Source organism: Pseudoalteromonas sp. GW168-MNA-CIBAN-0100 (assembly GCF_040309225.1).
Classification (GTDB): Bacteria; Pseudomonadota; Gammaproteobacteria; order Enterobacterales; family Alteromonadaceae; genus Pseudoalteromonas; species Pseudoalteromonas arctica.
Genome location: NZ_JBEOOL010000004.1, coordinates 149,489 through 169,431 on the forward strand (window position 1 = coordinate 149,489; position 19,943 = coordinate 169,431).

Sequence of the window (19,943 nt, forward strand, 5' to 3'; positions counted from 1 at the left end):
AAGGATAAGTATGAATTACCTAATAGTGAGTGATATTTATGGTTTAACCCCTGCTTTAAGGAAGTTATCACAGGCAATTAGTTCAAATTTAGTGATTATTGACCCTTACAATAACAAGTTTCAAGCTATTGAAAGTGAACAAGATAGTTACAATAATTTCATACAGCACTGTGGCCATGATAAATACACCGACAAACTTCAAAAATGCTTTGAGAGTTTAAAATTGCCAACGACGTGTATTGCGTTTAGTGCAGGGGCAAGTGCAGCATGGCGGGCACAGTTATTAACAGGCAATACACACCTTAAAAAGTTAATTGGCTTTTACCCGTCGCAAATTAGACATAATTTAAATTTAAGCGCAAAAGTACCCTGTGAGTTCATATTTCCAGCAAGTGAGAGTCACTTTAATGTTGATGAAGTTATTAAAGCTTTAAGCACCAAAGCGGATGTTAAGTGCTATAAAACCAATTTTTTGCATGGTTTTATGAACGAGTACTCAACCAATTTTGATGCGCAAGGGCTGGTTGAATATAGTAACTATATAAAGCAGAGCAGCCGTTAAAGCGTGTTTAGCTGCTCTTTACTAATATCAGGAAAATCGGTGCGGGTATTATATTTTGCATACAGCGTTGTAAAAACGCTACTACCGGATAGCTTATCTAACTCTTTTATAAAGGTTTTCGCACTAGAACGAGCGGGTCTACAGCATACTTGATATTGTTTTATTATACCCGCGACAGATAAACCTTGTTTTTGTAGCTCCAAATCGGCCTGTGCAAAAAAAGCCGCACCCGTCCAATAAACACGTTGCTGGGCGCGTTGTTTCCACATATCGGCAGAGAGCTCATTAAGTGGCTGTGTTTTAGTTTTAGTTTGCAGGCGGGCACGATCAAATCCAGCATTTAAACGTTGTACAAATTGCGGCTGGGTAATTATACCGCTGTCACGCATTATTACGTTTTGCATATAACTGGCAAAACCCTCGCTTAGCCAAAAACCGGAGTAAGGAAGTAGCGGCAAATATAAATGCGAAAGTTCATGGTATAGCGTCCAATCTTTAGTGAATGCATTTAAACTGGCATAGCGATCTATATGTAGTTCAAGCCCATCGGGGTTATTGCGCTTAACTGTAGCCCAAGGTACAGGCTCAAAAGCAAAGTATTGCGGTTTTAAATAAATAGGCAATGTGGTTTGTTTTAAAGGTCCCAGTGTATTTTGTGTTTTTTCAACACTTTGATTAACCCATGTAGACACCGTATTTTGAGCATTACTTGAGAGCGAGCTAAGGTTATGTATGACCACTTCAACGGCTAATACGTTAAAAGAGCTGATTGATAGTAGCAGTACAAAAAAGAATTTCATTAAAATGCTCCACTGTAATTTAATAACTGGTACGCCAGGCTTAATATACAAGACCAACTAAATGGATAAATAATCACGCCTAATTCTTTATTTTTTAAAATGATAGTAACTATAAAAGTACAAATACAGACACTCCTAGCTAAGCATGGTTTAATCAATTAATCGTTATTTTAAGTTAGGTTTAGCCATGACGTATCAGCATATTCACGTTCCTGAGCACGGCCAAAATATCACTATTGATGCACAAGGACATTGGCAAATACCGTTAGAACCTATAATTGCCTTTATTGATGGCGATGGCGTGGGTCTAGATGTTATGCCTGTAATGCGCCATGTTGTTGATAGTGCAATTGAGTATTGTTATAAAAGTGCACGGAAAATTCATTGGATGCAGGTTTATAATGGCGAGCAGGCCGCAAAGCTGTATGACGGTGATTGGTTTCCGCAAGAAACAATTAACGCGGTACGTGCCTGTAAAATTGCCATAAAAGGGCCGTTAACCACACCACTGGGTGGTGGCTTTCGATCTCTTAATGTTGCACTCAGGCAAGAAATGGATTTGTTTGTAAATATGCGCACTATAAAAGGCTTTAGTGCACTCCCTTCTCCTTTAAAAAACCCTTTTTTAACAAACATAACAGTGCTTCGTGATAGTAGCGAAGACGTGTACTCAGGTATTGAGTGGCAAGCAGGCAGTGTAGAAAGCGAAAAAATGCTCGATTTTTTATGTGAGGAAATGGGCGTAACCCGCTTAAGGTTTTCACAAGAGTGCGGAATTGGTATTAAAAATATATCTAAAGAAGGCTCTGAGCGACTAATGCGCTTTGCAATTAACTATGCACTTAAAAACGATAATGAATCATTAACACTAGTGCACAAAGGTAATGTACTTAAATTTACCGATGGGGCATTTAAGCGTTGGGGGTTTGTACTTGCACAAAACGAGTTTAATGCCACCGCACATGAAAATGGGCGTTGGTTGCAAATAGAGCGAACACACCAAGCGCCCTTAATTATTAAAGAAGTCATAGCCGACAACATGCTGCAACAATGTTTAATGCATCCAGAGCAATTTGATGTAGTGGTGACTACTAACCAAAATGGTGACTTTTTAGCGGATATGCTCAGTGCACAAGTTGGCGGTGTTGGCATAATGCCCGCTGCAAATTTAAATAACGATGTCGCATTTTTTGAGCCTACACATGGCACGTTTGAACGTATAGCAGGGCAAAATAAAGCAAACCCCAGCAGTAGTATTTTAAGTGCGGTATTAATGCTTAAATTTATGGGATGGGACGAAGCCGCATTACTCATAGAAAATGCGTTAGAGCAAACATTTAAAAGCGGTGAAGTAACCTTTGATTTAGCGCAAGAGCAGAGCGATAACTCAAGTATTCATAACTCGACAACCTTAACTTGTACTGGCTTTGCAAAGAAGGTTATCGAGCACTTTTAAATACATTCATTATTAAGCTGCTGAGGCAGTTTTTACTCTGTGCATACAAGGGCGGTTGGTTAACTGCGCTGCACGATGGTAAATCTCATGTGCTTGGGGTTCATCGCACTGCGTACCACTAAGCGTATCCATTAACGCAACAACAATAATTGCAGGAACCTGGCAGCAATATTCGTCTAAAACGGCTTCCGTAGTTTGTGCATCAACATGGCAAAGTGGATGATTTTTAAGTTGGTATGCGTTTAATAATGTATCAACTTCTAATACATCATCTGGTTGGTGCTTTGTTTTACGGCATTTGCAACCAAACTCATCAACTAAAGTAGCTAACGCTTGGTAAGTTTCAGTGGTGTTAGCTTTAGTGCATAACTGCTCTTCAATGAACTGATGTAAGTTAGCATCGATGAATAATCCGTCTTGGCGTGTGAAAGAAGTTGTTGTCATAATAATTACTCTTAGTTTGTTGGCTTAACTTCACTCTAGCGCTAAGTGTATTATTAATAAAATTGTTGTTTTCAATAACTGATATTGATTTTATCAATAGTAAGTTTAAAAACTAAATAAAAAATAGAAAACATATCTAAATAATACTAATTAATTTGGTGCAATGCGGTGAAGGTGTGCACAAAACTGGAACAAGGGGAGGAGTTGAGGAATAAAGAAGGAATCTTAGTTAATTGTTTTCATTGAATTTTAATTATTTTATGAAGTTGGTACTAAGCTTGCTAATAATACACTGTAGGTAGATTCCTATATCGACGATTTCCAAAAGCGCCACGGTATTTTCCCAAAGTTGAATACCGTGGCGCTTTTTTATTTTTCGCGTGTATTTTATTTAGCCGTCACAATAACAATAACAATAACAATAGCAATAGCAATGTTAAATTTTAATAAAGTAGGGAATAGCCACTAAAATAGCGCCTACAATCAGCAGCATACTAACACTGGTCATAAAGTACGGAAAAACCAATAACGACAAACCAATACAAAGTGGCACTACGGCTTTTTTTCTTCGCCCGTAAGTAAGGTAGCCAATACCTATGCCGCCAAACAAAACACTCCACGCAATTATTGATGCACTATCCATTTATAAATTACCTATTTTGAAATACTGATTTAAATTACAACCGACATAGCCAGCTTTTCAATACCATGTGAAGGAGTCCATCTTTTGAATTCCACGAAACCATGCTTTTTATATAAATTTATTGCAGGAGTATTAGCAACTGCAGTCTCAACTCTTGCATGAGATAAATCACCCATTGCTAGAACATAATTTATTAGCTTACTTGCGATACCTTTTTTAAAATAGCTAGGATCAACGGTTAAACTACAAATATCTAAAAACTCGTTGTTTATATCTACTTCTATAACTGCTGCTAAGCATTCATTTTCGCTGTAGCCATAAAAGGTTGTTTCTGACTTTTTAATATCTTCAGTATTACGTGTTAAAGGAGGAAAGTTATGCGCGCCGATCAGTTTAGCCTCAATAGCATAGGATTTTTGAAAGACAGCAAAAATTATATTTGCAGTATTCTTATTATTAAGTTTGTTTATCATTGTCTTCTTTTTTAGAAAATAAAGTATGAATACCATATGCCGTAATAAAACCTCCGGCACCAATTGTGAAAAAAAGAAATAAATAAAACTTTTTCGGGTTACTTTCTAAAGATGCCACTGCCGGCTCATTGTATCTCTTATAAATGACACCACTTTCGTAATTAAAATAGCTGCGTAAAAGAATAAACAAACCTAAAACAATACACAGGAGCGCTTTACTTATTTTCTTAGTGTTATTTTCAGCTATTACTATTTGTTGCGCAGATTTCGGCTCGTTACGATTTGGTTTAGCTAATTCATCTTTAAGTCGTTTATAGTTCTCTGGATATTTATGTGAGTCAATACTTTCAAGTGCTTCGTTTAATTCACTAAGTGAATAAGCAGAGTAATCAATATTTATAATAATCTTCCTTAAAAGGCTCTTAAATAACATTTACACAGCAAGATTTTTAAGTTGTTGTTATTTAATGGTATTTTTATAATCCGATTAAGTTTATTTTAATGTAGCAAAGACTTGAGGTTAGTCACTTTTACTTTCATATTTAAGCTCGAATGAAACTATTGCAGCCAATATACCTCCAGTCGCTAATATAGCAGCGCTAAATAACATCTCCCATAATAATTTTTTCAATAGTAGAGTCTGATGAATATTTGTAAATATTACGCTCCAAGTTTGTTCAAAGTTGTATAAATTAACAACTTCATGAACATCATATAAAAAAGTACCTAACCCATTCAAAAAGTATGCAAGAGCTATATAAACAAAAAGTCGTGCAGTAAATAAGAGGGTTTTTAAATTATCAGTTTCAACTTTAGAGAAAGGAAGAAAGCTAATTTTAGTGGCCTTGCTCATTATAAGTGAACACTTTAAATATAAGTATTGGTACATATAATTCCATTTTTTAATATGTCGTAGGTTCTTGATAACGAGTATCTAAAGTTATTGGCTTTATATTACTAATTAAGAATAACGCAGTACCTATTTTGATTCAATTCTTTAGCGAACATTGTATTTGAGTTCTAGCTTTTTCATTAGGTAGTTTTTAACTCAATGTATTTAAAATGCTAACCAAGCTATTAGCTCAAAATCAGATGATTCAGTACATAGCACAGGCACTCGCATTAGGCTCTTGAGTGCTAATTAAAGGTTTGCTCTTAATTACCTATCTGCAATCGTTTTAGCAAACGCTAATAACTCACGTCTTAACCATTGGTGTGCAGGGGCATGGTGCAGCAGTGGGCTCCATATCATTTTTACTTCAATAGGCACTATTTGAAATGGTACAGGGCTGATTACTAAATCAGTATGAGAGGTTAATAGCTTAGCTTGCCTGCGCGGTAGGGTGGCAATAAGTTGCTCTGATTGGCAAAGCAGGCTTGCGACCATGTAGTGGCGAGTAAAAACACGTATTTTACGGGTTTGTTCTAGTTGCCAAAGCGCTTCGTCTACCCAGCCTAATTTTTGCTTTCCCGATTTATTAGTAACAGCGGCCTCCGGCCCCCAACCTGCACGGTTTACCCAAATATGTTCTTTTTGTAAGTAGTCGTCTAACCCTGATTGTTGTAAAAATGTATTTTTAGGATGGGTTAAACAACAGTAGTTATCTCGCCATACACTGGCTTGATGAAACGAGCGTGGTAGGCCATTAAAGCGGTTTATTGCTAAATCAATAGTGCCTTTTTCCATGTCTTGCAGGTTTACGTCGCTTGGGCTTAATACATCAAAATTAATACCTGGATTTTTACTAAGCTGCGCAGTTATAAAAGGGGCTATTAAGGTCGACTCTATGTAGTCGTTTGCCATTATTCTAAAGGTAACTTCAGCGGTTGTAGGGTTAAATTGCTCACTAGGCTGCGTAATAGCTTCAGCCATTTTTAATAGGGCCTCAACTTCGGGCTTTAATGCAAGTGCCTTTGCCGTTGGCGTCATAGAGCCTGCGGCACGCACAAGTAGCGGGTCGTCAAATAAATCGCGCAAACGTTTTAATGCGTTACTCATAGCCGGTTGCGTAAGAGCAAGTTTATTTGCAGCTTTTGACACACTTTTTTCATCTATTAACACATTTAAATAAACGAGAAGGTTAAGATCGACATTTCTTATATTCATATGGGCGTGTTGGCCTTTCAGGGTTGAAATTTGTTCAATCTAGGGGCGATTTAATCGCGGCGTGAGGTTTGCCACCTAGTGGGCTAAGTAAAAATCGAGCAACAAAGAGTTAATTGTCCCTAGAAAGAACCCTATGGGCAGTGTGTATTTGGCCTTTATACAGCGTTAAAGTACATTTATGGGGAGTCACAACACTACATGTACTTTGCCTTGCTTAAAAACCAAATACACGGCTGAAAAATTAACCTCGAAAGGTCAATACGCCCAATAAATTCTATTTATATGCTTTATTAATTATCTAAATTAAAGCCTGCTTGCTAAGGTGTAAACAATTAATAAAAAATAACCGCCATAACTGGCATCAATATAAGTGCTGTATTTATGCAAAATAGGCTAACAAATCAATCTAATAATGCGCTACAACACGTTGTAGCCAGTAAGCTTGCACGATCTGTTTTTGCTGGATTTGAGGCGATGTTTTCGCAATTTTTAAATATTACACTGGGTGCACAAAGCCGGTTTGAGCAACGACAGTATCACAGTGTACAAAGTGCTATGCGTGAACGTTTACAAGTGTATGAGCGCGAAGTAAAAAACGTGAGTGAAGCCGTGAGAGTTATTGCTTACGCTGAACTTACTTGCCCGCAAACGTGGCAGTTAGCTAAAAATATTTACGGCGATATGGTACAAAATCACGAAAATAAACCCATTGCGCATACCTTTTTTAACTCAACGTTTGGGGCAATTTGGGACGATAAAAAAATTCGTACTGTGCATTTGTTTGTATTAAAAGCAAAGTATCGTAGTGAGCCACGCTCTTATGAAAGCTTAGTGAGCAGGGTATCGCTACATAATGGGTTTAATAACGCCGTTAAAACGCTTATTACTAATCAAGTATTTAGAGTGCCGTTTAGTCATTTAGAACGCGATGTAGCCACATTACAAAGTACGTTAATGCAAGGCGCTAAGCAGCAATGCAAACAGGTGTACGAACTTATAAATTTAAACGATGGGTATATTGAATACGCCAACTCATTATTTTTTAGAAACAAAGCCTGTTATTTAATTGGGCGCTGCATTGCTAAAAATGGCGACAATATGCCTTTTGCTATCGCTATTTTAAATACCGATGAGGGACTAAAGCTTGATGCTGTAATGATGGGCGCCGATCAATTAAGTTTATTATTTGGTTTTGCACGCACCTATTTTATGGTTGATACCGATAAGCCCGCACGTTATGTAGATTACTTAAGTGTGTTAATGCCACACAAACAACGCTTTGAGTTATTTAACGCCATTGGTTTTATAAAGCACGCCAAAACTGAGTTTTATCGGCACAAGGTTGATACGACTAAAAATAGTCCAGCCAACTTCAAGTATGTCACAGCACCAGGGACGCCAGGTATGGTAATGCTGGTATTTACTATTGAAGGGCTAGATTACGTTTATAAAGTAATTAAAGACAAATTTAGTGCGCCAAAAACAGCCACCAAAGCACAAGTGAAAGAAAAGTATAACTTTGTAAAACAAGCCGATAGGGTTGGTCGTTTGGTAGACACACACGAATTTAGATATTTAGCGTTTGATTTAAGCCGTTTTAGCGACGAGCTGCTTGAGCAGATGAAAAGCCAAATTGGTAGCAGCATGGTTATATCGGGCAAGGCACTTATTTTAAAGCACGTTTATGTTGAGCGTAAAATGACCCCGCTTAATTTATATATTACCCAATGCGATAACAAAACCTTAGAGAGAGTGATGCATGACTACGGTAAAGCAATTAAAGAATTAGCCGGTGCTAATATATTTCCGGGCGACATGCTAATGAAAAACTTTGGCGTAACGCGATGGGGGCGAGTGGTGTTTTACGACTTTGACGAAATTTGCCCACTAACCGATTGCAACTTTAGAGAGGTGCCACAAACCCAAAATGCACTTGAAGAGCTAAGTAGTAACTCGTATTTTGATATAGCTGAAAACGATATATTTCCGAGCCAATTTAAGGTATTTTTTAGCGCCAACGAGATTGCGTTTAATTATTTTAATAATGAGCACAGTAACTTGTTTTTAGCGAAGTTTTGGCAAGGTTGTCAGCAACAAGTACACAATGGTTATCTACCCGATGTTTATCCTTACAAACAAAGTTGGCGCTTTTGAGGTTGTTTGGATCTGTGTTCATCCCCATCTATATGTTATTACAGTTTTTAAACTTGGAGCAACAATGAAATATATTTCTCATGAAGATGGTAATCTTGCATTTAGTGAAACCGAAAAACCGGTTTTAAAGAGCCATGAAGTACTTGTTAAAGTTGCAGCAATAGGTGTAAACCGTGCAGACAGTATGCAGCGCCAAGGTAAATACCCGGCCCCTGCGGGAGATAGCCCTATTTTAGGTTTAGAGTGTGCCGGTGTTGTTAGCGATATTGGCGGTAAAGTCGATAGAGTTTGGCTTAATAAACGTGTTTTTGCCTTGTGTTCTGGTGGCGCTTACAGTGAATATGTAGCCGTTGATGCAAAACAGCTTATGGAATTACCCGATGATGTAACAATGGCTGAAGGCGCTGCAATAAGCGAAGTGTACCTAACAGCATTTGGCGCGTTATTTGAGCTTGGTAAATTGCAAAAAGGGCAAACAGCGCTTATTCATGCAGGTGCCAGTGGTGTGGGCGGTGCAGCAATTCAAATGGCTAAAAGCGCAGGTGCTACCGTAGTTATTACTGCCGGTACGGATGAAAAATGCCAACACGCAAAAGAACTCGGTGCCGATCATGCAATTAACTACAAAACCACCGACTTTGTAGAATATATGAAAGCAAATGAGTTAACAGCAAATGCAATTGTAGATCCTGTTTCGGGTAGTTACTTAAATAAAAATGCCGCTATTGCAGCGATGGATTGCCAAATTGTGATGCTTGCATTTTTAGATGGACGTTTTGCAGAGGTTGATTTTGCCGCGCTTTTACGCAAACGTATTTCGTTTCATGCCTCAACGCTTAGAAATCGTAGTATTGAGTTTAAACGCCAGGTGCGCGACGACTTTGTAGCGCGTTTTTACAATGATATTGCCACTAAAAAGTACGACTTTAACCTGTATAAAACATTGCCTTGGAGCGACGCAAACGAAGCTCATGCTATTTTAGAGCGTAATGAAAATGCTGGTAAAGTTGTTTTACTTGTAGAGTAACTCTTTAATTTTAGGGTTTAGCCCATATACTAAGCCCTATAAAAAACACTTAAGGTTTAATAATGAATCCAATACTAGCAATACTTAAAGAGCACAATGTAAGCGACGAAAAAGTAAAAGCATTGTTTGAAGCGTTTACTCAAAACCCAATGATGGCAATGGCGCTTGTTCAAGAGCTTGGTATTCCGCCAGAAAAACTACAGCAACTAATGGCAGTCGTAATGACTCAACCGCACCTTATTAAAGAAGCGACTGACGAACTTGGTTTAGATTTTGAAAAAGTAAGAGAAGCGAAAGAAAAACTAAATCAATAATTTGTTATGTCATGAAACAAAAATAAATAAAAAAGCATAAGTATTTACTTATGCTTTTTTAGTTGGCTTATTCTTTTATGACTACTCTTTTGGAAGTAGTACTGTGTCGATAACATGAATTACGCCGTTGCTTGCTTTTACATCAGCTTTTACAACTTTAGCGTCATTTATCATTACGCCCATGCTGTCGGCTTTAACCATAACTGATTGGCCTTGTAGTGTTTTCGCACTATCTACCTTCATTACATCGGCTGCCATCACTTTTCCAGACACTACGTGATAAGTTAATACCGCCGTTAGCTTATCTTTGTTTTCAGGCTTGAGTAACATTTCTACAGTGCCTTCAGGTAATTTAGAAAATGCAGCATCTGTTGGTGCAAAAATAGTAAAGGGTCCTTTACCTTGCAGTGTTTCAACTAAACCTGCGGCTTTAACAGCAGCAACAAGAGTAGTGAACGAACCATTTTCAACGGCTACTTCAACAACGTCTTTTTTCATACCATGATGATCAGCATAAGCCATTGTAGTAAATCCAAGGCTTGCAGTTGTAAACAATAATGCAGTAGTAATTTTCTTAAACATTTTATTTTCCTTTAAGTTAATACCCGTTGGTTTCGTTAAATGTTACGACGCTCTAAATTTAATCGATCAATTAAAATTAGTAGTCAACATGTTTTGTTACATCATTGATTGAACTGCAGCTAATTAGCAAAGTCATATAAACAGTTACTTAATTAAAGACTTGTTCAATTGAAGGGAATAGGCATGAAATTAGTTTATAAGTTTTGGAAAAATAACCGCTCTCTTATCGTATTTATTGCACTGATGAGCGTATTTAGAAGCGCTGTTGCCGATTGGTACGAAGTACCAACAGGCTCAATGAAACCGACCATTCAAGAAGGTGACAGAATACTTACCGATAAAATGGCCTACGATATTCGCGTCCCATTTACGCACATAAAATTACTTAAATTAGCGGATCCACAAGCTGGTGATATTATTGTTTTTGACTCACAAGCTGCCGATAACCGTTTAATTAAGCGTGTAATTGGTGTGCCAGGAGACACCGTTGCGCTTGAAAATAATGAGCTCATTATTAATGGTAAAAAACTTAATTATGCAGATCAGCGAAGCAACATAGACTCGCTTGATAAAATTGAAGATTTAAACGGATTAGAGCATTCGATAAGAGTGGCAAATATTCCTTCACGTTTATCGGGGTTTGATGCAATTACAATTCCTGATGATTATTACTTAGCAATGGGCGATAACCGCGACAATAGCGCTGACTCGCGTGTCATAGGTTTAATTCCGCGTAACGAGTTATTAGGAAAAGCAGAGCGCGTTATAGTGTCACTTGATTACGATAATTATTACCTACCAAGAAAAGATCGCGTATTGAAAAAGCTGAATTAATTAGTAGTAATTAATTTTGTATAGCGCCCAATCAAATTTTATGAGCGCACATTTGGCTATTTTATAAATAAAATAAACTGCCTATTTAGGCAGTTTACTTATATATTTTTTTACAAGCTTGGTAAGGTGGCTACGCTCTTGTTCGGTATTTAATACCTTACAAAAATCGCCACTTACTGCCGCGCCACAAGCACCTGCTTCAAACCATTGTGATAAATTATCTAAATTCACACCACCAACAGGTATTAATTGTGCTTCTGAAAATGGACCTGTTAATGCTTTAAAGTAACCAACGCCCATACTGCCTGCAGGAAATACCTTAATAATGTCTGCCTTATATTCAATTGCATTTGCTACATCGGTAGGTGTTAGCGCGCCCATTAATACTGGCAACCCGTGCTGGTGGGCAAGTTCGACAACCGATTTGTTGGTATTTGGCGTTACAATAAACTGCGCGCCTGCATCAATTGCTTGCTGAGCAAGGGTGGTGTTAATTATTGTGCCTGCACCAATAAGTGCGTTTTTATGAGCTGCGCGTGCTTTTGCTATTTCTTGCTCAAAGCCCGGTGTATTTGAGGTGATCTCGAGTGCGTTTATGCCCGCATTAACTAAACAATCAATTAATGGTGCTACGTCGCTTTGTTGTTTTAAGCGTAAGATTGCGAGTAACTTATATTGCTTGATTAGCGCACTGGTATTTAGTCTTTGGGTATCAAGGTTGCTGGTCATGGTTGTTGATCTAAAAAATATTTTAATACACTGATATTATTTAAATAATGCTTATAAAGCAAATAGGGAAGCCCATAAAAAAACCGCTGATGTATCAGCGGTTTTTATTGTATGAGTAATATTACATTACGCGCATACCAGGCTCTGAGCCGTCATCTGGGTTAAGAATATAAATTTCTTTTCCGCCAGGACCTGCTGCTAATACCATGCCCTCAGACATACCGAAGCGCATTTTACGAGGTTTAAGGTTAGCGACCATAACGGTTAACTTACCTTCAAGATCCTCTGGTGCGTAAGCTGATTTAATACCTGCAAACACTTGGCGAGTTTCGCCGCCTAAATCAAGTGTTAGCTTAAGTAGTTTATCAGCGCCTTCTACGTGCTCTGCTTTAGCAATTTTAGCTACGCGTAAGTCTACTTTTGCAAAGTCATCAAATTCTATTTCGTCGCTAATCGGCTCTTTTGCAAGTGGGCTGTTAGGGTCAATAGTTACTTTTGGCGCTAAGCTTTCTTTAGATTCTTCAACCATTTTATTTACTTTATCCATTTCAACACGCTGCATTAACGGTTTAAATTTATTGATAGGGTGGCTTACGAGTGCACTTTGAACGCCGTCCCATGCAAGGTCGTCATTTAAAAATGCTTGTACGTTGTCGGCCATTTCTGGTAGCACTGGTTTTAAGTAAGTAATTAAAACGCGGAACAAGTTAAGACCAAGAGAACACACTTCGTGTGCTTCTTGTTGCTTAGTTTCGTCTTTAATTAATACCCAAGGTGCTGCGCCATCAATAAATTGGTTTGCTTTGTCGGCAAGCGCCATTATTTCGCGAATTGCACGGCTGTAATCGCGGTTTTCGTAGTGTGTTGTAATGCTAGGTGCAGCCGCTTGAAACTCTGCTAACAGCTCTGGTTGCATAATTGTGCTGCTTAGCTTGCCATCAAACTTTTTAGTAATAAAGCCAGCACAACGGCTCGCTATGTTTACTACTTTACCTACTAGGTCCGAATTTACGCGTTGTGCAAAGTCTTCTAGGTTTAAATCAAGGTCAACAATACCGCTGCTTAATTTTGCTGCGTAGTAGTAACGTAAGTACTCTGGGTTTAAGTTATCTAAATAAGTACGCGCTTTAATAAACGTACCCTTTGATTTAGACATTTTTTCGCCATTTACAGTAACAAAACCATGAGCGAATACGTTAGTTGGCTTTCTAAAGTTAGCGCCTTCTAACATTGCTGGCCAAAATAAGCTGTGGAAGTAGATAATGTCTTTACCAATAAAGTGATAAAGCTCAGCGTCTGAACCTTCAGCCCAAAACTCATCAAAGTTGATGCCTTTTTTATCACATAGGTTTTTAAAGCTCGCCATGTAACCAATAGGTGCATCTAACCAAACGTAGAAGTATTTGCCCGGTGCATTTGGAATTTCAAAACCAAAGTAAGGCGCATCACGGCTAATATCCCACTGCTGCAGGCCATCGGTAAACCATTCGTCTAGCTTGTTAGCCATTTCTTGTTGAATAGTGCCCGAGTGTAACCACTCTTTTAGCATGCCTTCAAATGCTGGCAGGTCAAAAAAGTAATGCTCAGAATCTTTAAGTACAGGCTCAGCGCCCGACATTACAGAACGTGGGTTGATTAAATCTGTAGGGCTGTATGTAGCACCACACGAATCACAACTGTCGCCGTTTTGGTTTTCAGACTTACACGTTGGGCAAGTACCTGTTACAAAACGATCGGGTAAGAAAATACCTTTTTCAGGGTCGAATAATTGCGAAATAGTGTGCTTTTTAATATGACCGGCATCGTTTAGGCGGTTATAAATAAGCTCGCTTAATTCTTTATTTTCTTGGCTGTGTGTGCTGTGGTAGTTATCAAATTTGATATTAAAGTCAGCAAAGTCGCGTTGGCGCTCTATGCTGACTTGTTTTACCGCTTCTTCAGGCGTGATCCCTTGCTTTTGCGCATTAAGCATAATTGGTGTGCCGTGGGCATCGTCTGCGCAAACATAATAAGCTTCGTGGCCCTGTAGTTTTTGAAAACGTGACCAAATATCAGTTTGAATATATTCCAATAAATGACCTAAGTGAGTAGGGCCATTTGCATAAGGTAATGCGCTGGTAATCAGGATCTTTCGCTGCGTCATAATCATTCCGAATTGAGGATAAAACGCCGTTTTTATTATACAAACGGCAATTATCATTAATTTATCTACAAGCTATCTGCTTAGAGTGCGCACAGCTTATGGATTTTTATTAATTGACTGGTGTTAATGCCCTGAATGTTACATAATTCCGTGGCACTTTTCATCAAAGAAACGCTATTTAATTGCTATGTTTGGACTGTCGAAACTATTCTCTTCTAAATCGGTGCAAAAACAACCGATTATTACTGCCTTAGCGGCATATCGTAGTGCGGCTTTTGCCGTCGGTATTGACGAAAGCTTCATTGATACTATTACTCAAAATGACGATAAATCATTACACATTAAATTAACCCTGCCATTTGCTGGGCAATCAGAAATACCTTTAGTTGAGCAACACGTAAGTGAAAGCTTAAATGTGCCTGTAACAATTAGCGCCAAGGTTATCATTAAAGAGGCAGCTAAGTTTAAGGCGATTAAACATATTGTGCTTATTGCCTCAGGCAAAGGCGGAGTAGGTAAATCGACTACTGCTGTTAACTTGGCGGGCGCCCTTAAAAACGAAGGCGCAAAGGTGGGTATTTTAGATGCTGATATTTATGGCCCATCTATTCCAATGCTTTTAGGCTTGGTGGGCGCAGAGCCCGTCACTAAAGATAACAAACAGCTACAGCCTTTTGATGCAAACGGCATTAAAGCGCAGTCAATTGGCTTTTTAGTCCCAAGCGATGATGCCACAGTATGGCGCGGGCCAATGGCGTCAGGCGCACTTAGCCAATTGCTTAACGAGACTGATTGGGGCGAGCTTGATTACTTAATTGTAGATATGCCACCGGGCACTGGTGATATTCAACTTACAATGAGCCAAAAAGTACCCGCGAGCGGCACTGTTATTGTCACTACGCCGCAAGACTTAGCCCTTGCCGATGCGCAAAAAGGCATTGCTATGTTTAATAAAGTAAACGTGCCAGTGTTGGGCTTAATTGAAAACATGAGTTATTACATTTGCAGCCACTGCGGTGAAGCTAACCACGTATTTGGTAAAGACGGCGCACAAAAACTTGCGCACAAGCACGGCGTACCTGTACTTAGCCATATTCCTCTTGCAATAGATATACGCGAGTATTCTGAGCAAGGAAAACTTATTGCCAACGATAACGACGCGGCAATAAGCAAAACATACAGCGCAGCAGCGAGGCTTATAGCCAGCACGCTCTATTATCAACAGCATCACAATGCGATTGAAATTGTGATTACAGAAGATTAGTAAATAATGAGACTTTCAGACACACATATTAATGAATACCTAAGCGATGGTCGCATTGTTATTGAGCCTGCGCCAACAAGCGATATGATTTCAGGTGTTACTGCAGATTTACGTTTAGGTAATAAATTTAGAACCTTTAATGCGCACAACGCAGCATACGTTGATTTAAGTGGCCCAAAAGATCAGTTAAATAAAGCCATGGAATCAATCATGAGTGAAGAAATAGTGCTTGATGAAGGTGAAGCATTCTTTTTACACCCAGGCGAGCTTGCACTTGCTATAACACACGAAAAAGTAACTCTGCCAGCAGACATAGTAGGGTGGCTAGATGGACGCTCATCGCTTGCGCGTTTAGGTTTAATGGTGCATGTAACGGCGCACCGAATAGACCCAGGTTGGAGTGGTAATATTGTGTTAGAGTTTTACAACTCAGGTAAATTACCACTGGCGCTTCGCCCACTGATGAAAATTGGTGCTATGAGCTTTGAAATGCTATCAGGTCCATGCGAAAACCCATACAACATCCGTAAAGATGCCAAATATAAAGATCAAAACAGCGCAGTAGCAAGTCGTATTAGTGACGATAAGTAATCACCAAATATAGACTTTACTCGTCTATCTTATGAAGCGCATAACCCAGTAGTTCAAAGTACTGGTTAAGCGCTTCATTTGCTTTATTAATATGCTCAATATTTGGGTATATTAAATTACTACTTTGTAAGCCGCCTACCAAAAAGCTATTTTTTATACTTGAATGCCGTTCAATACAGGCTTCAAAACAACGTGCTGCTAACTCCTCTGGCATACTCATATAATTCATATTGTGAGCCTTATCGTGTTCTATGCATGTTTGTACAAAGCTATTTGCATCAACGCCGTGCTCATCTAAAAATACATTTTTATAAAAACTGTTCAAAGCATTATTAAGTGGGTGCGATAAATTAGGCGTGTTTGAAAGCCATAATTTGGAGGCAAAACCAAATCGTGGTTTTGCTGCAAATAAATGCTCGCTTATATGATGATCAAACGCATGAAACCATTCGTGAGCAAGTGCACCACCGCCTGCATTTTTTGCAAGGGCAAGCGTTTGAGAGGCTGCATTATAATGCGCTTGTACACCTTTTTGACCGCCATGACCAAATGCAAAATTAAGTTTGCCACGAAGACCAATAGCTTTGGGCGGTAAATGCAGTATTTGTGCAAGGTCGGCCAGTGCATCGTAAATTAAATTAGCGCTAATGTAGCGCTCTTCTTTAGTTACCCATTTACCGACGACCATTGACCTAAAGCCAAAGGTATCTCTTATATCGCTAAAGTCGACTTGGTCGTCAAAGCGATAGTCGGGGCCTTGGCGAGTAAAGCCACGTTTTAGCCTGTTAGGGTAGTTACGCATTGCAAGTTTCATATAGTAACGAATTTAATCTAAGTAACGTGCTTTTACGTGCTCGGGCATGTGTTGGGTTTGTTTTTGTATTAATTCATCAAGCACATTATAAAGTGGTGCAGGATTTAACTGCTCTATTAAAAACAAACTATGCGCTAAGGCTTCAAGTGTGGATAGGCTGTCGGCCCTAGGGGCTTTACGAATAGCATAACGATTTTTAGGTAACTGTTTAAAACTGACCGTTTTGAATTGATTTAGCAATGTGGTGAGCTGCAAAATTTTGTAGGCTTTTTTCCATGTACCATCAACCACGATTAAATGGGTGATGTTTTTTATATTAGATTGCTCAGCGCTATCGTCTAAATTTACAGCATGTTCGTTAGGGTAGAGCAAAACAGTTGAGCTTACTGGCAGTGATTTAAGAATAGTAAAGTCATCATTATTTTCACCTTTGATTATTTGGCAATCAGTTAGACATAAATTGAGTAGCTTAGCGGTATTTTTTGCTATTTTTTCTTCGCTTGGGTGCTGTAGAATAATAACCGTAACGTTGTTGTTTATGTTTGTAATTGCGCTGCAAATACAGGTGTTTAGTGCAAAGTTACAATGATTACAAAGTGTGCGTGCCATTTAATAAACTTTTTGTTGCCAGTATGATCTTCATAATTATACATTTATAAGGTAATTAAGTTGGTTTTTTTTACGCATCAATATAAAGTAGTACTATTAAACTGTAATTTACATGGATTGTTTCAAGGGCTTAAAATATGACAGAAATAAATATAGATACATCAGCATTAGAGAGTATGGAATCGTTATTGGGTGAGCAGTTTGCTGATACACTTGATTTTTGCTGCTCAGAGTTTGAACGTTTAGGCTCAGAAGTTTTAGCAACCATTGGTAAAGACAAAGAAGCGGCTATTCGCCACTCTCACAGCTTAAAATCTAACGCAGCGCAGTTTGGGGCTTCAAGCCTTGCTGAGGTATCTCGCGTTATTGAACAAAATTTAAACCTAGATAACTTAGCTGAAGCCATCGACGCATCTAATAGCTTAATGGCTCAAGTAACAGGCTCTCAAGCTAAGCTAAATGAATGGTTAGCATCTCGTTAATTATTGAAACTGAAACGTGAATTTATTTCAGTATTAAGCGCTTAAATACACTGGCATTTTATGCCTTTACTAGGTTAGTCTAAAGATTCACTAGTCGAGGTAAAAATGTCTGATATTAAAAAGAGTCACAAATTAGAAGGTGTATGTTATGACATTCGTGGGCCGGTTTTAGCACAAGCTAAAAAAATGGAAGACGAAGGTCAAAAAGTATTAAAATTAAATATAGGTAATCCGGCCGCCTTCGGTTTTGATATGCCAGAGGACATGCACCGCGATATTATCCGCAACTTATATTCAGCCCAAGGTTACTGTGACTCTAAAGGCCTCTATTCAGCCCGCGTGGCTATTTATCAACACTACCAACAACGTGGATTACATAATTTAGATGTAGATAACATTTATATTGGTAATGGCGTAAGCGAACTTATTCAGATGATCACCCAAGCGCTATTAAATAATGGCGACGAAGTGCTTATTCCTGCTCCAGATTATCCACTTTGGACTGCTTCGGTCACGTTATCGGGTGGTAATCCGGTACATTATTTATGTGATGAAGAGCAAGATTGGTTTCCGGACATTGCAGATATAAAAAGTAAAATCACTTCAAAAACAAAAGCATTGGTATTAATTAACCCTAATAATCCAACCGGTGCGGTTTATAGCGACGACTTGTTAATGCAATTAATCGATATCGCACGCGAACACAAATTACTGTTATTGAGCGATGAAATTTACGAGAAGATTTTATACGATGGTATAACGCATACTTCAATCGGCTCACTTTGCGACGATGTGCCTATTATTACTTTTAATGGTTTAGCAAAAACATACCGTGCAGCGGGGCTGAGAATGGGGTGGATGGTTTTGAGCGGTCGTACCTCGGTAATGGATGATTTACGCAAAGGCCTAGAAATACTTTCATCTATGCGTTTGTGCGCAAATGTACCTGCACAATATGCAATTCAACAGGCGTTGGGTGGCGTGCAATCAATTGATAGTCTAATAAACCCGGGTGGGCGCTTATATGAGCAGCGTGATATTGCATGGCGTGGATTAAATGCTATTGAAGGCATTAGTTGTAAAAAACCTAAAGGCGCGCTCTATGCGTTTGCTAAAGTTGATACAGCACTTTTTAACGTTAAAGATGATGAAAAGATGATGTACGATTTGCTAAAAGCCGAAAAAATATTACTTGTACATGGCAGGGCGTTTAATTGGCCCGAGCCGGATCATTTTAGGTTGGTATTTTTACCAAGCAAAGATGATTTATCCGATGCGATGTTAAAAATGAAGCGCTTTTTTAAAGACTATCGCCAAGTATAGTTATTAAAAAAATAATAAAAAAACGAGCCAAATTTGGCTCGTTTTTGTTTTAAACGTCAATAGACATAACTATTTAATACGCTTTATCTACACGCACTGTGTTGTCGTTCAAGTACACTAATCTTACGTTATCGCCTTTGCTAAAGCGCATTGATTGGTCCTGATCTTGAACAACCATAAACTGGTCGCCATTTTCAACTTGTATTAATAACTCTACAAAGTGATTTTGCTGATAATGACTTTGCTGCTGCCTATTATGTGCAACACTGCCGCCAATTACCGAACCTAATATTGTTGCTACTGTACGGCCGCTACCACCACCAAACTGGTTGCCTACTACGCCACCGAGTAATGCACCGCCAAAGGTTTTCCAGCCGTTGTTTTTGTCTTGAATGATTTCTTGCTCGGTAATATTGCGTACCGATTTTACGTCACCAAATAAAACTTGCTGCACAGGGACTGCTTTATTGCGCTCGTATTTAGCAAACGTAGGCGCGCTTATTGTAAGTAAAGCGCACATAATTACAGTAATTGCTTTCATAACTTGCTCCTTTTATACCAACCTGCATAAATCTTTGATCAATTTAACGAA

Annotated in this window: 23 protein-coding genes; 10 read left to right on the plus strand and 13 right to left on the minus strand. The window is 38.6% G+C overall.

Annotation, left to right across the window (positions count from 1 at the left end; translation table 11 throughout):
- Positions 1–10 precede the first annotated feature (10 nt).
- Complete coding sequence (locus AAEY62_RS03655; RefSeq protein WP_350602725.1) at positions 11–562, plus strand: hypothetical protein; 552 nt, start codon at positions 11–13, stop codon at positions 560–562.
- Here AAEY62_RS03655 and AAEY62_RS03660 read toward each other — a convergent pair.
- Entirely contained in the window at positions 559–1,362 is an 804-nt protein-coding gene (locus AAEY62_RS03660; RefSeq protein WP_197101918.1) for a M61 family metallopeptidase, read from the minus strand. The two genes, AAEY62_RS03655 and AAEY62_RS03660, sit on opposite strands and share 4 nt — an antisense overlap.
- Positions 1,363–1,549: 187 nt before the next feature.
- On the opposite strand from AAEY62_RS03660, the gene icd reads away from it, so the two are divergent.
- Complete coding sequence (icd, locus tag AAEY62_RS03665) at positions 1,550–2,818, plus strand: NADP-dependent isocitrate dehydrogenase (RefSeq protein WP_024590423.1); 1,269 nt, start codon at positions 1,550–1,552, stop codon at positions 2,816–2,818.
- Between the two features lie 12 nt (positions 2,819–2,830).
- On the opposite strand, the gene AAEY62_RS03670 is transcribed toward icd, so the two are convergent.
- From AAEY62_RS03670 to AAEY62_RS03695, 6 genes are all read right to left on the minus strand, one after another.
- The gene (locus tag AAEY62_RS03670; RefSeq protein WP_007582519.1) at positions 2,831–3,262 is read right to left on the minus strand and encodes a hypothetical protein; all 432 of its coding nucleotides are present in this window, start codon (positions 3,260–3,262) and stop codon (positions 2,831–2,833) included.
- A gap of 436 nt (positions 3,263–3,698) precedes the next feature.
- Complete coding sequence (locus tag AAEY62_RS03675) at positions 3,699–3,905, minus strand: hypothetical protein (RefSeq protein ID WP_008169332.1); 207 nt, start codon at positions 3,903–3,905, stop codon at positions 3,699–3,701.
- A 29-nt stretch (positions 3,906–3,934) separates the two neighbouring features.
- Positions 3,935–4,378: a GNAT family N-acetyltransferase gene (locus AAEY62_RS03680; RefSeq protein ID WP_024590424.1), complete on the minus strand. Its 444-nt coding sequence runs from the start codon at positions 4,376–4,378 to the stop codon at positions 3,935–3,937.
- Complete coding sequence (locus tag AAEY62_RS03685) at positions 4,362–4,811, minus strand: hypothetical protein (protein ID WP_350634603.1); 450 nt, start codon at positions 4,809–4,811, stop codon at positions 4,362–4,364. Before AAEY62_RS03685 ends, AAEY62_RS03680 begins: the two co-directional genes overlap by 17 nt.
- Before the next feature lie 87 nt (positions 4,812–4,898).
- Positions 4,899–5,231, minus strand: a complete 333-nt coding sequence (locus AAEY62_RS03690; RefSeq protein WP_155945820.1) for a hypothetical protein — start codon at positions 5,229–5,231, stop codon at positions 4,899–4,901.
- Positions 5,232–5,537: 306 nt separating this feature from the next.
- On the minus strand, positions 5,538–6,485 hold the full coding sequence (locus tag AAEY62_RS03695; protein ID WP_008138369.1) for a LysR family transcriptional regulator: 948 nt from the start codon (positions 6,483–6,485) through the stop codon (positions 5,538–5,540).
- Positions 6,486–6,866: 381 nt separating this feature from the next.
- On the opposite strand from AAEY62_RS03695, the gene aceK reads away from it, so the two are divergent.
- The 3 genes from aceK to AAEY62_RS03710 all read left to right on the plus strand — a co-directional run bounded on the left by aceK (position 6,867) and on the right by AAEY62_RS03710 (position 9,980).
- The gene (gene aceK / locus AAEY62_RS03700; protein WP_350634604.1) at positions 6,867–8,639 is read left to right on the plus strand and encodes a bifunctional isocitrate dehydrogenase kinase/phosphatase; all 1,773 of its coding nucleotides are present in this window, start codon (positions 6,867–6,869) and stop codon (positions 8,637–8,639) included.
- A 64-nt stretch (positions 8,640–8,703) separates the two neighbouring features.
- A complete protein-coding gene (locus AAEY62_RS03705) occupies positions 8,704–9,666 on the plus strand; it encodes a zinc-binding dehydrogenase (protein ID WP_350602735.1) in 963 nt (320 codons plus the stop codon).
- Positions 9,667–9,728: 62 nt separating this feature from the next.
- The gene (locus AAEY62_RS03710) at positions 9,729–9,980 is read left to right on the plus strand and encodes a DUF2999 family protein (protein ID WP_024590429.1); all 252 of its coding nucleotides are present in this window, start codon (positions 9,729–9,731) and stop codon (positions 9,978–9,980) included.
- Between the two features lie 81 nt (positions 9,981–10,061).
- Here the strand turns inward: AAEY62_RS03710 and AAEY62_RS03715 are convergent, their stop codons facing one another.
- A complete protein-coding gene (locus AAEY62_RS03715; protein WP_007582534.1) occupies positions 10,062–10,562 on the minus strand; it encodes a fasciclin domain-containing protein in 501 nt (166 codons plus the stop codon).
- Positions 10,563–10,745: 183 nt separating this feature from the next.
- On the opposite strand from AAEY62_RS03715, the gene lepB reads away from it, so the two are divergent.
- Entirely contained in the window at positions 10,746–11,396 is a 651-nt protein-coding gene (lepB, locus tag AAEY62_RS03720; RefSeq protein WP_007582535.1) for a signal peptidase I, read from the plus strand.
- An 81-nt stretch (positions 11,397–11,477) separates the two neighbouring features.
- Here lepB and AAEY62_RS03725 read toward each other — a convergent pair whose 3' ends face one another.
- Together AAEY62_RS03725 and metG are read right to left on the minus strand one after the other, a co-directional pair.
- Positions 11,478–12,125, minus strand: a complete 648-nt coding sequence (locus AAEY62_RS03725; RefSeq protein ID WP_101163616.1) for a bifunctional 4-hydroxy-2-oxoglutarate aldolase/2-dehydro-3-deoxy-phosphogluconate aldolase — start codon at positions 12,123–12,125, stop codon at positions 11,478–11,480.
- Positions 12,126–12,246: 121 nt separating this feature from the next.
- A complete protein-coding gene (gene metG / locus AAEY62_RS03730; protein WP_350634605.1) occupies positions 12,247–14,268 on the minus strand; it encodes a methionine--tRNA ligase in 2,022 nt (673 codons plus the stop codon).
- Positions 14,269–14,455: 187 nt separating this feature from the next.
- Here metG and apbC point away from each other — a divergent pair, with 187 nt between their 5' ends.
- Entirely contained in the window at positions 14,456–15,532 is a 1,077-nt protein-coding gene (gene apbC, locus AAEY62_RS03735; RefSeq protein ID WP_350634606.1) for an iron-sulfur cluster carrier protein ApbC, read from the plus strand.
- Between the two features lie 6 nt (positions 15,533–15,538).
- Positions 15,539–16,123, plus strand: coding sequence for a dCTP deaminase (dcd, locus tag AAEY62_RS03740; protein WP_007582539.1), 585 nt, complete (start codon positions 15,539–15,541; stop codon positions 16,121–16,123).
- A gap of 16 nt (positions 16,124–16,139) precedes the next feature.
- Here the strand turns inward: dcd and AAEY62_RS03745 are convergent, their stop codons facing one another.
- Positions 16,140–16,925: a CLCA_X family protein gene (locus tag AAEY62_RS03745; RefSeq protein ID WP_350634613.1), complete on the minus strand. Its 786-nt coding sequence runs from the start codon at positions 16,923–16,925 to the stop codon at positions 16,140–16,142.
- A 24-nt stretch (positions 16,926–16,949) separates the two neighbouring features.
- On the minus strand, positions 16,950–17,546 hold the full coding sequence (locus tag AAEY62_RS03750; protein WP_350634607.1) for a tRNA-uridine aminocarboxypropyltransferase: 597 nt from the start codon (positions 17,544–17,546) through the stop codon (positions 16,950–16,952).
- Positions 17,547–17,683: 137 nt separating this feature from the next.
- Between AAEY62_RS03750 and AAEY62_RS03755 the strand changes: the two genes are divergently transcribed.
- A complete protein-coding gene (locus AAEY62_RS03755; protein WP_002959674.1) occupies positions 17,684–18,028 on the plus strand; it encodes an Hpt domain-containing protein in 345 nt (114 codons plus the stop codon).
- A gap of 105 nt (positions 18,029–18,133) precedes the next feature.
- Positions 18,134–19,351 (plus strand): pyridoxal phosphate-dependent aminotransferase, encoded by a 1,218-nt coding sequence (locus tag AAEY62_RS03760; RefSeq protein ID WP_024608138.1) that lies wholly within the window; start codon positions 18,134–18,136, stop codon positions 19,349–19,351.
- Between the two features lie 73 nt (positions 19,352–19,424).
- On the opposite strand, the gene AAEY62_RS03765 is transcribed toward AAEY62_RS03760, so the two are convergent.
- Positions 19,425–19,892 (minus strand): outer membrane lipoprotein, encoded by a 468-nt coding sequence (locus AAEY62_RS03765; protein WP_008134100.1) that lies wholly within the window; start codon positions 19,890–19,892, stop codon positions 19,425–19,427.
- Positions 19,893–19,943: the final 51 nt, after the last annotated feature.

Excerpts from the sequence above, each read along its gene's own strand:
- AAEY62_RS03710 (WP_024590429.1), top strand. The coding sequence starts at position 9,729 with ATGAATCCAATACTAGCAATACTTAAAGAGCACAATGTAAGCGACGAA.
- AAEY62_RS03680 (WP_024590424.1), bottom strand. The coding sequence starts at position 4,378 with ATGATAAACAAACTTAATAATAAGAATACTGCAAATATAATTTTTGCT.
- AAEY62_RS03655 (WP_350602725.1), top strand. The coding sequence starts at position 11 with ATGAATTACCTAATAGTGAGTGATATTTATGGTTTAACCCCTGCTTTA.
- AAEY62_RS03725 (WP_101163616.1), bottom strand. The coding sequence starts at position 12,125 with ATGACCAGCAACCTTGATACCCAAAGACTAAATACCAGTGCGCTAATC.
- icd (WP_024590423.1), top strand. The coding sequence starts at position 1,550 with ATGACGTATCAGCATATTCACGTTCCTGAGCACGGCCAAAATATCACT.
- AAEY62_RS03765 (WP_008134100.1), bottom strand. The coding sequence starts at position 19,892 with ATGAAAGCAATTACTGTAATTATGTGCGCTTTACTTACAATAAGCGCG.
- AAEY62_RS03690 (WP_155945820.1), bottom strand. The coding sequence starts at position 5,231 with ATGAGCAAGGCCACTAAAATTAGCTTTCTTCCTTTCTCTAAAGTTGAA.
- AAEY62_RS03760 (WP_024608138.1), top strand. The coding sequence starts at position 18,134 with ATGTCTGATATTAAAAAGAGTCACAAATTAGAAGGTGTATGTTATGAC.
- lepB (WP_007582535.1), top strand. The coding sequence starts at position 10,746 with ATGAAATTAGTTTATAAGTTTTGGAAAAATAACCGCTCTCTTATCGTA.
- AAEY62_RS03715 (WP_007582534.1), bottom strand. The coding sequence starts at position 10,562 with ATGTTTAAGAAAATTACTACTGCATTATTGTTTACAACTGCAAGCCTT.
- AAEY62_RS03670 (WP_007582519.1), bottom strand. The coding sequence starts at position 3,262 with ATGACAACAACTTCTTTCACACGCCAAGACGGATTATTCATCGATGCT.
- aceK (WP_350634604.1), top strand. The coding sequence starts at position 6,867 with ATGCAAAATAGGCTAACAAATCAATCTAATAATGCGCTACAACACGTT.
- dcd (WP_007582539.1), top strand. The coding sequence starts at position 15,539 with ATGAGACTTTCAGACACACATATTAATGAATACCTAAGCGATGGTCGC.
- AAEY62_RS03695 (WP_008138369.1), bottom strand. The coding sequence starts at position 6,485 with ATGAATATAAGAAATGTCGATCTTAACCTTCTCGTTTATTTAAATGTG.
- AAEY62_RS03755 (WP_002959674.1), top strand. The coding sequence starts at position 17,684 with ATGACAGAAATAAATATAGATACATCAGCATTAGAGAGTATGGAATCG.
- AAEY62_RS03685 (WP_350634603.1), bottom strand. The coding sequence starts at position 4,811 with ATGTTATTTAAGAGCCTTTTAAGGAAGATTATTATAAATATTGATTAC.
- metG (WP_350634605.1), bottom strand. The coding sequence starts at position 14,268 with ATGACGCAGCGAAAGATCCTGATTACCAGCGCATTACCTTATGCAAAT.
- AAEY62_RS03660 (WP_197101918.1), bottom strand. The coding sequence starts at position 1,362 with ATGAAATTCTTTTTTGTACTGCTACTATCAATCAGCTCTTTTAACGTA.
- AAEY62_RS03675 (WP_008169332.1), bottom strand. The coding sequence starts at position 3,905 with ATGGATAGTGCATCAATAATTGCGTGGAGTGTTTTGTTTGGCGGCATA.
- AAEY62_RS03745 (WP_350634613.1), bottom strand. The coding sequence starts at position 16,925 with ATGCGTAACTACCCTAACAGGCTAAAACGTGGCTTTACTCGCCAAGGC.
- apbC (WP_350634606.1), top strand. The coding sequence starts at position 14,456 with ATGTTTGGACTGTCGAAACTATTCTCTTCTAAATCGGTGCAAAAACAA.
- AAEY62_RS03705 (WP_350602735.1), top strand. The coding sequence starts at position 8,704 with ATGAAATATATTTCTCATGAAGATGGTAATCTTGCATTTAGTGAAACC.
- AAEY62_RS03750 (WP_350634607.1), bottom strand. The coding sequence starts at position 17,546 with ATGGCACGCACACTTTGTAATCATTGTAACTTTGCACTAAACACCTGT.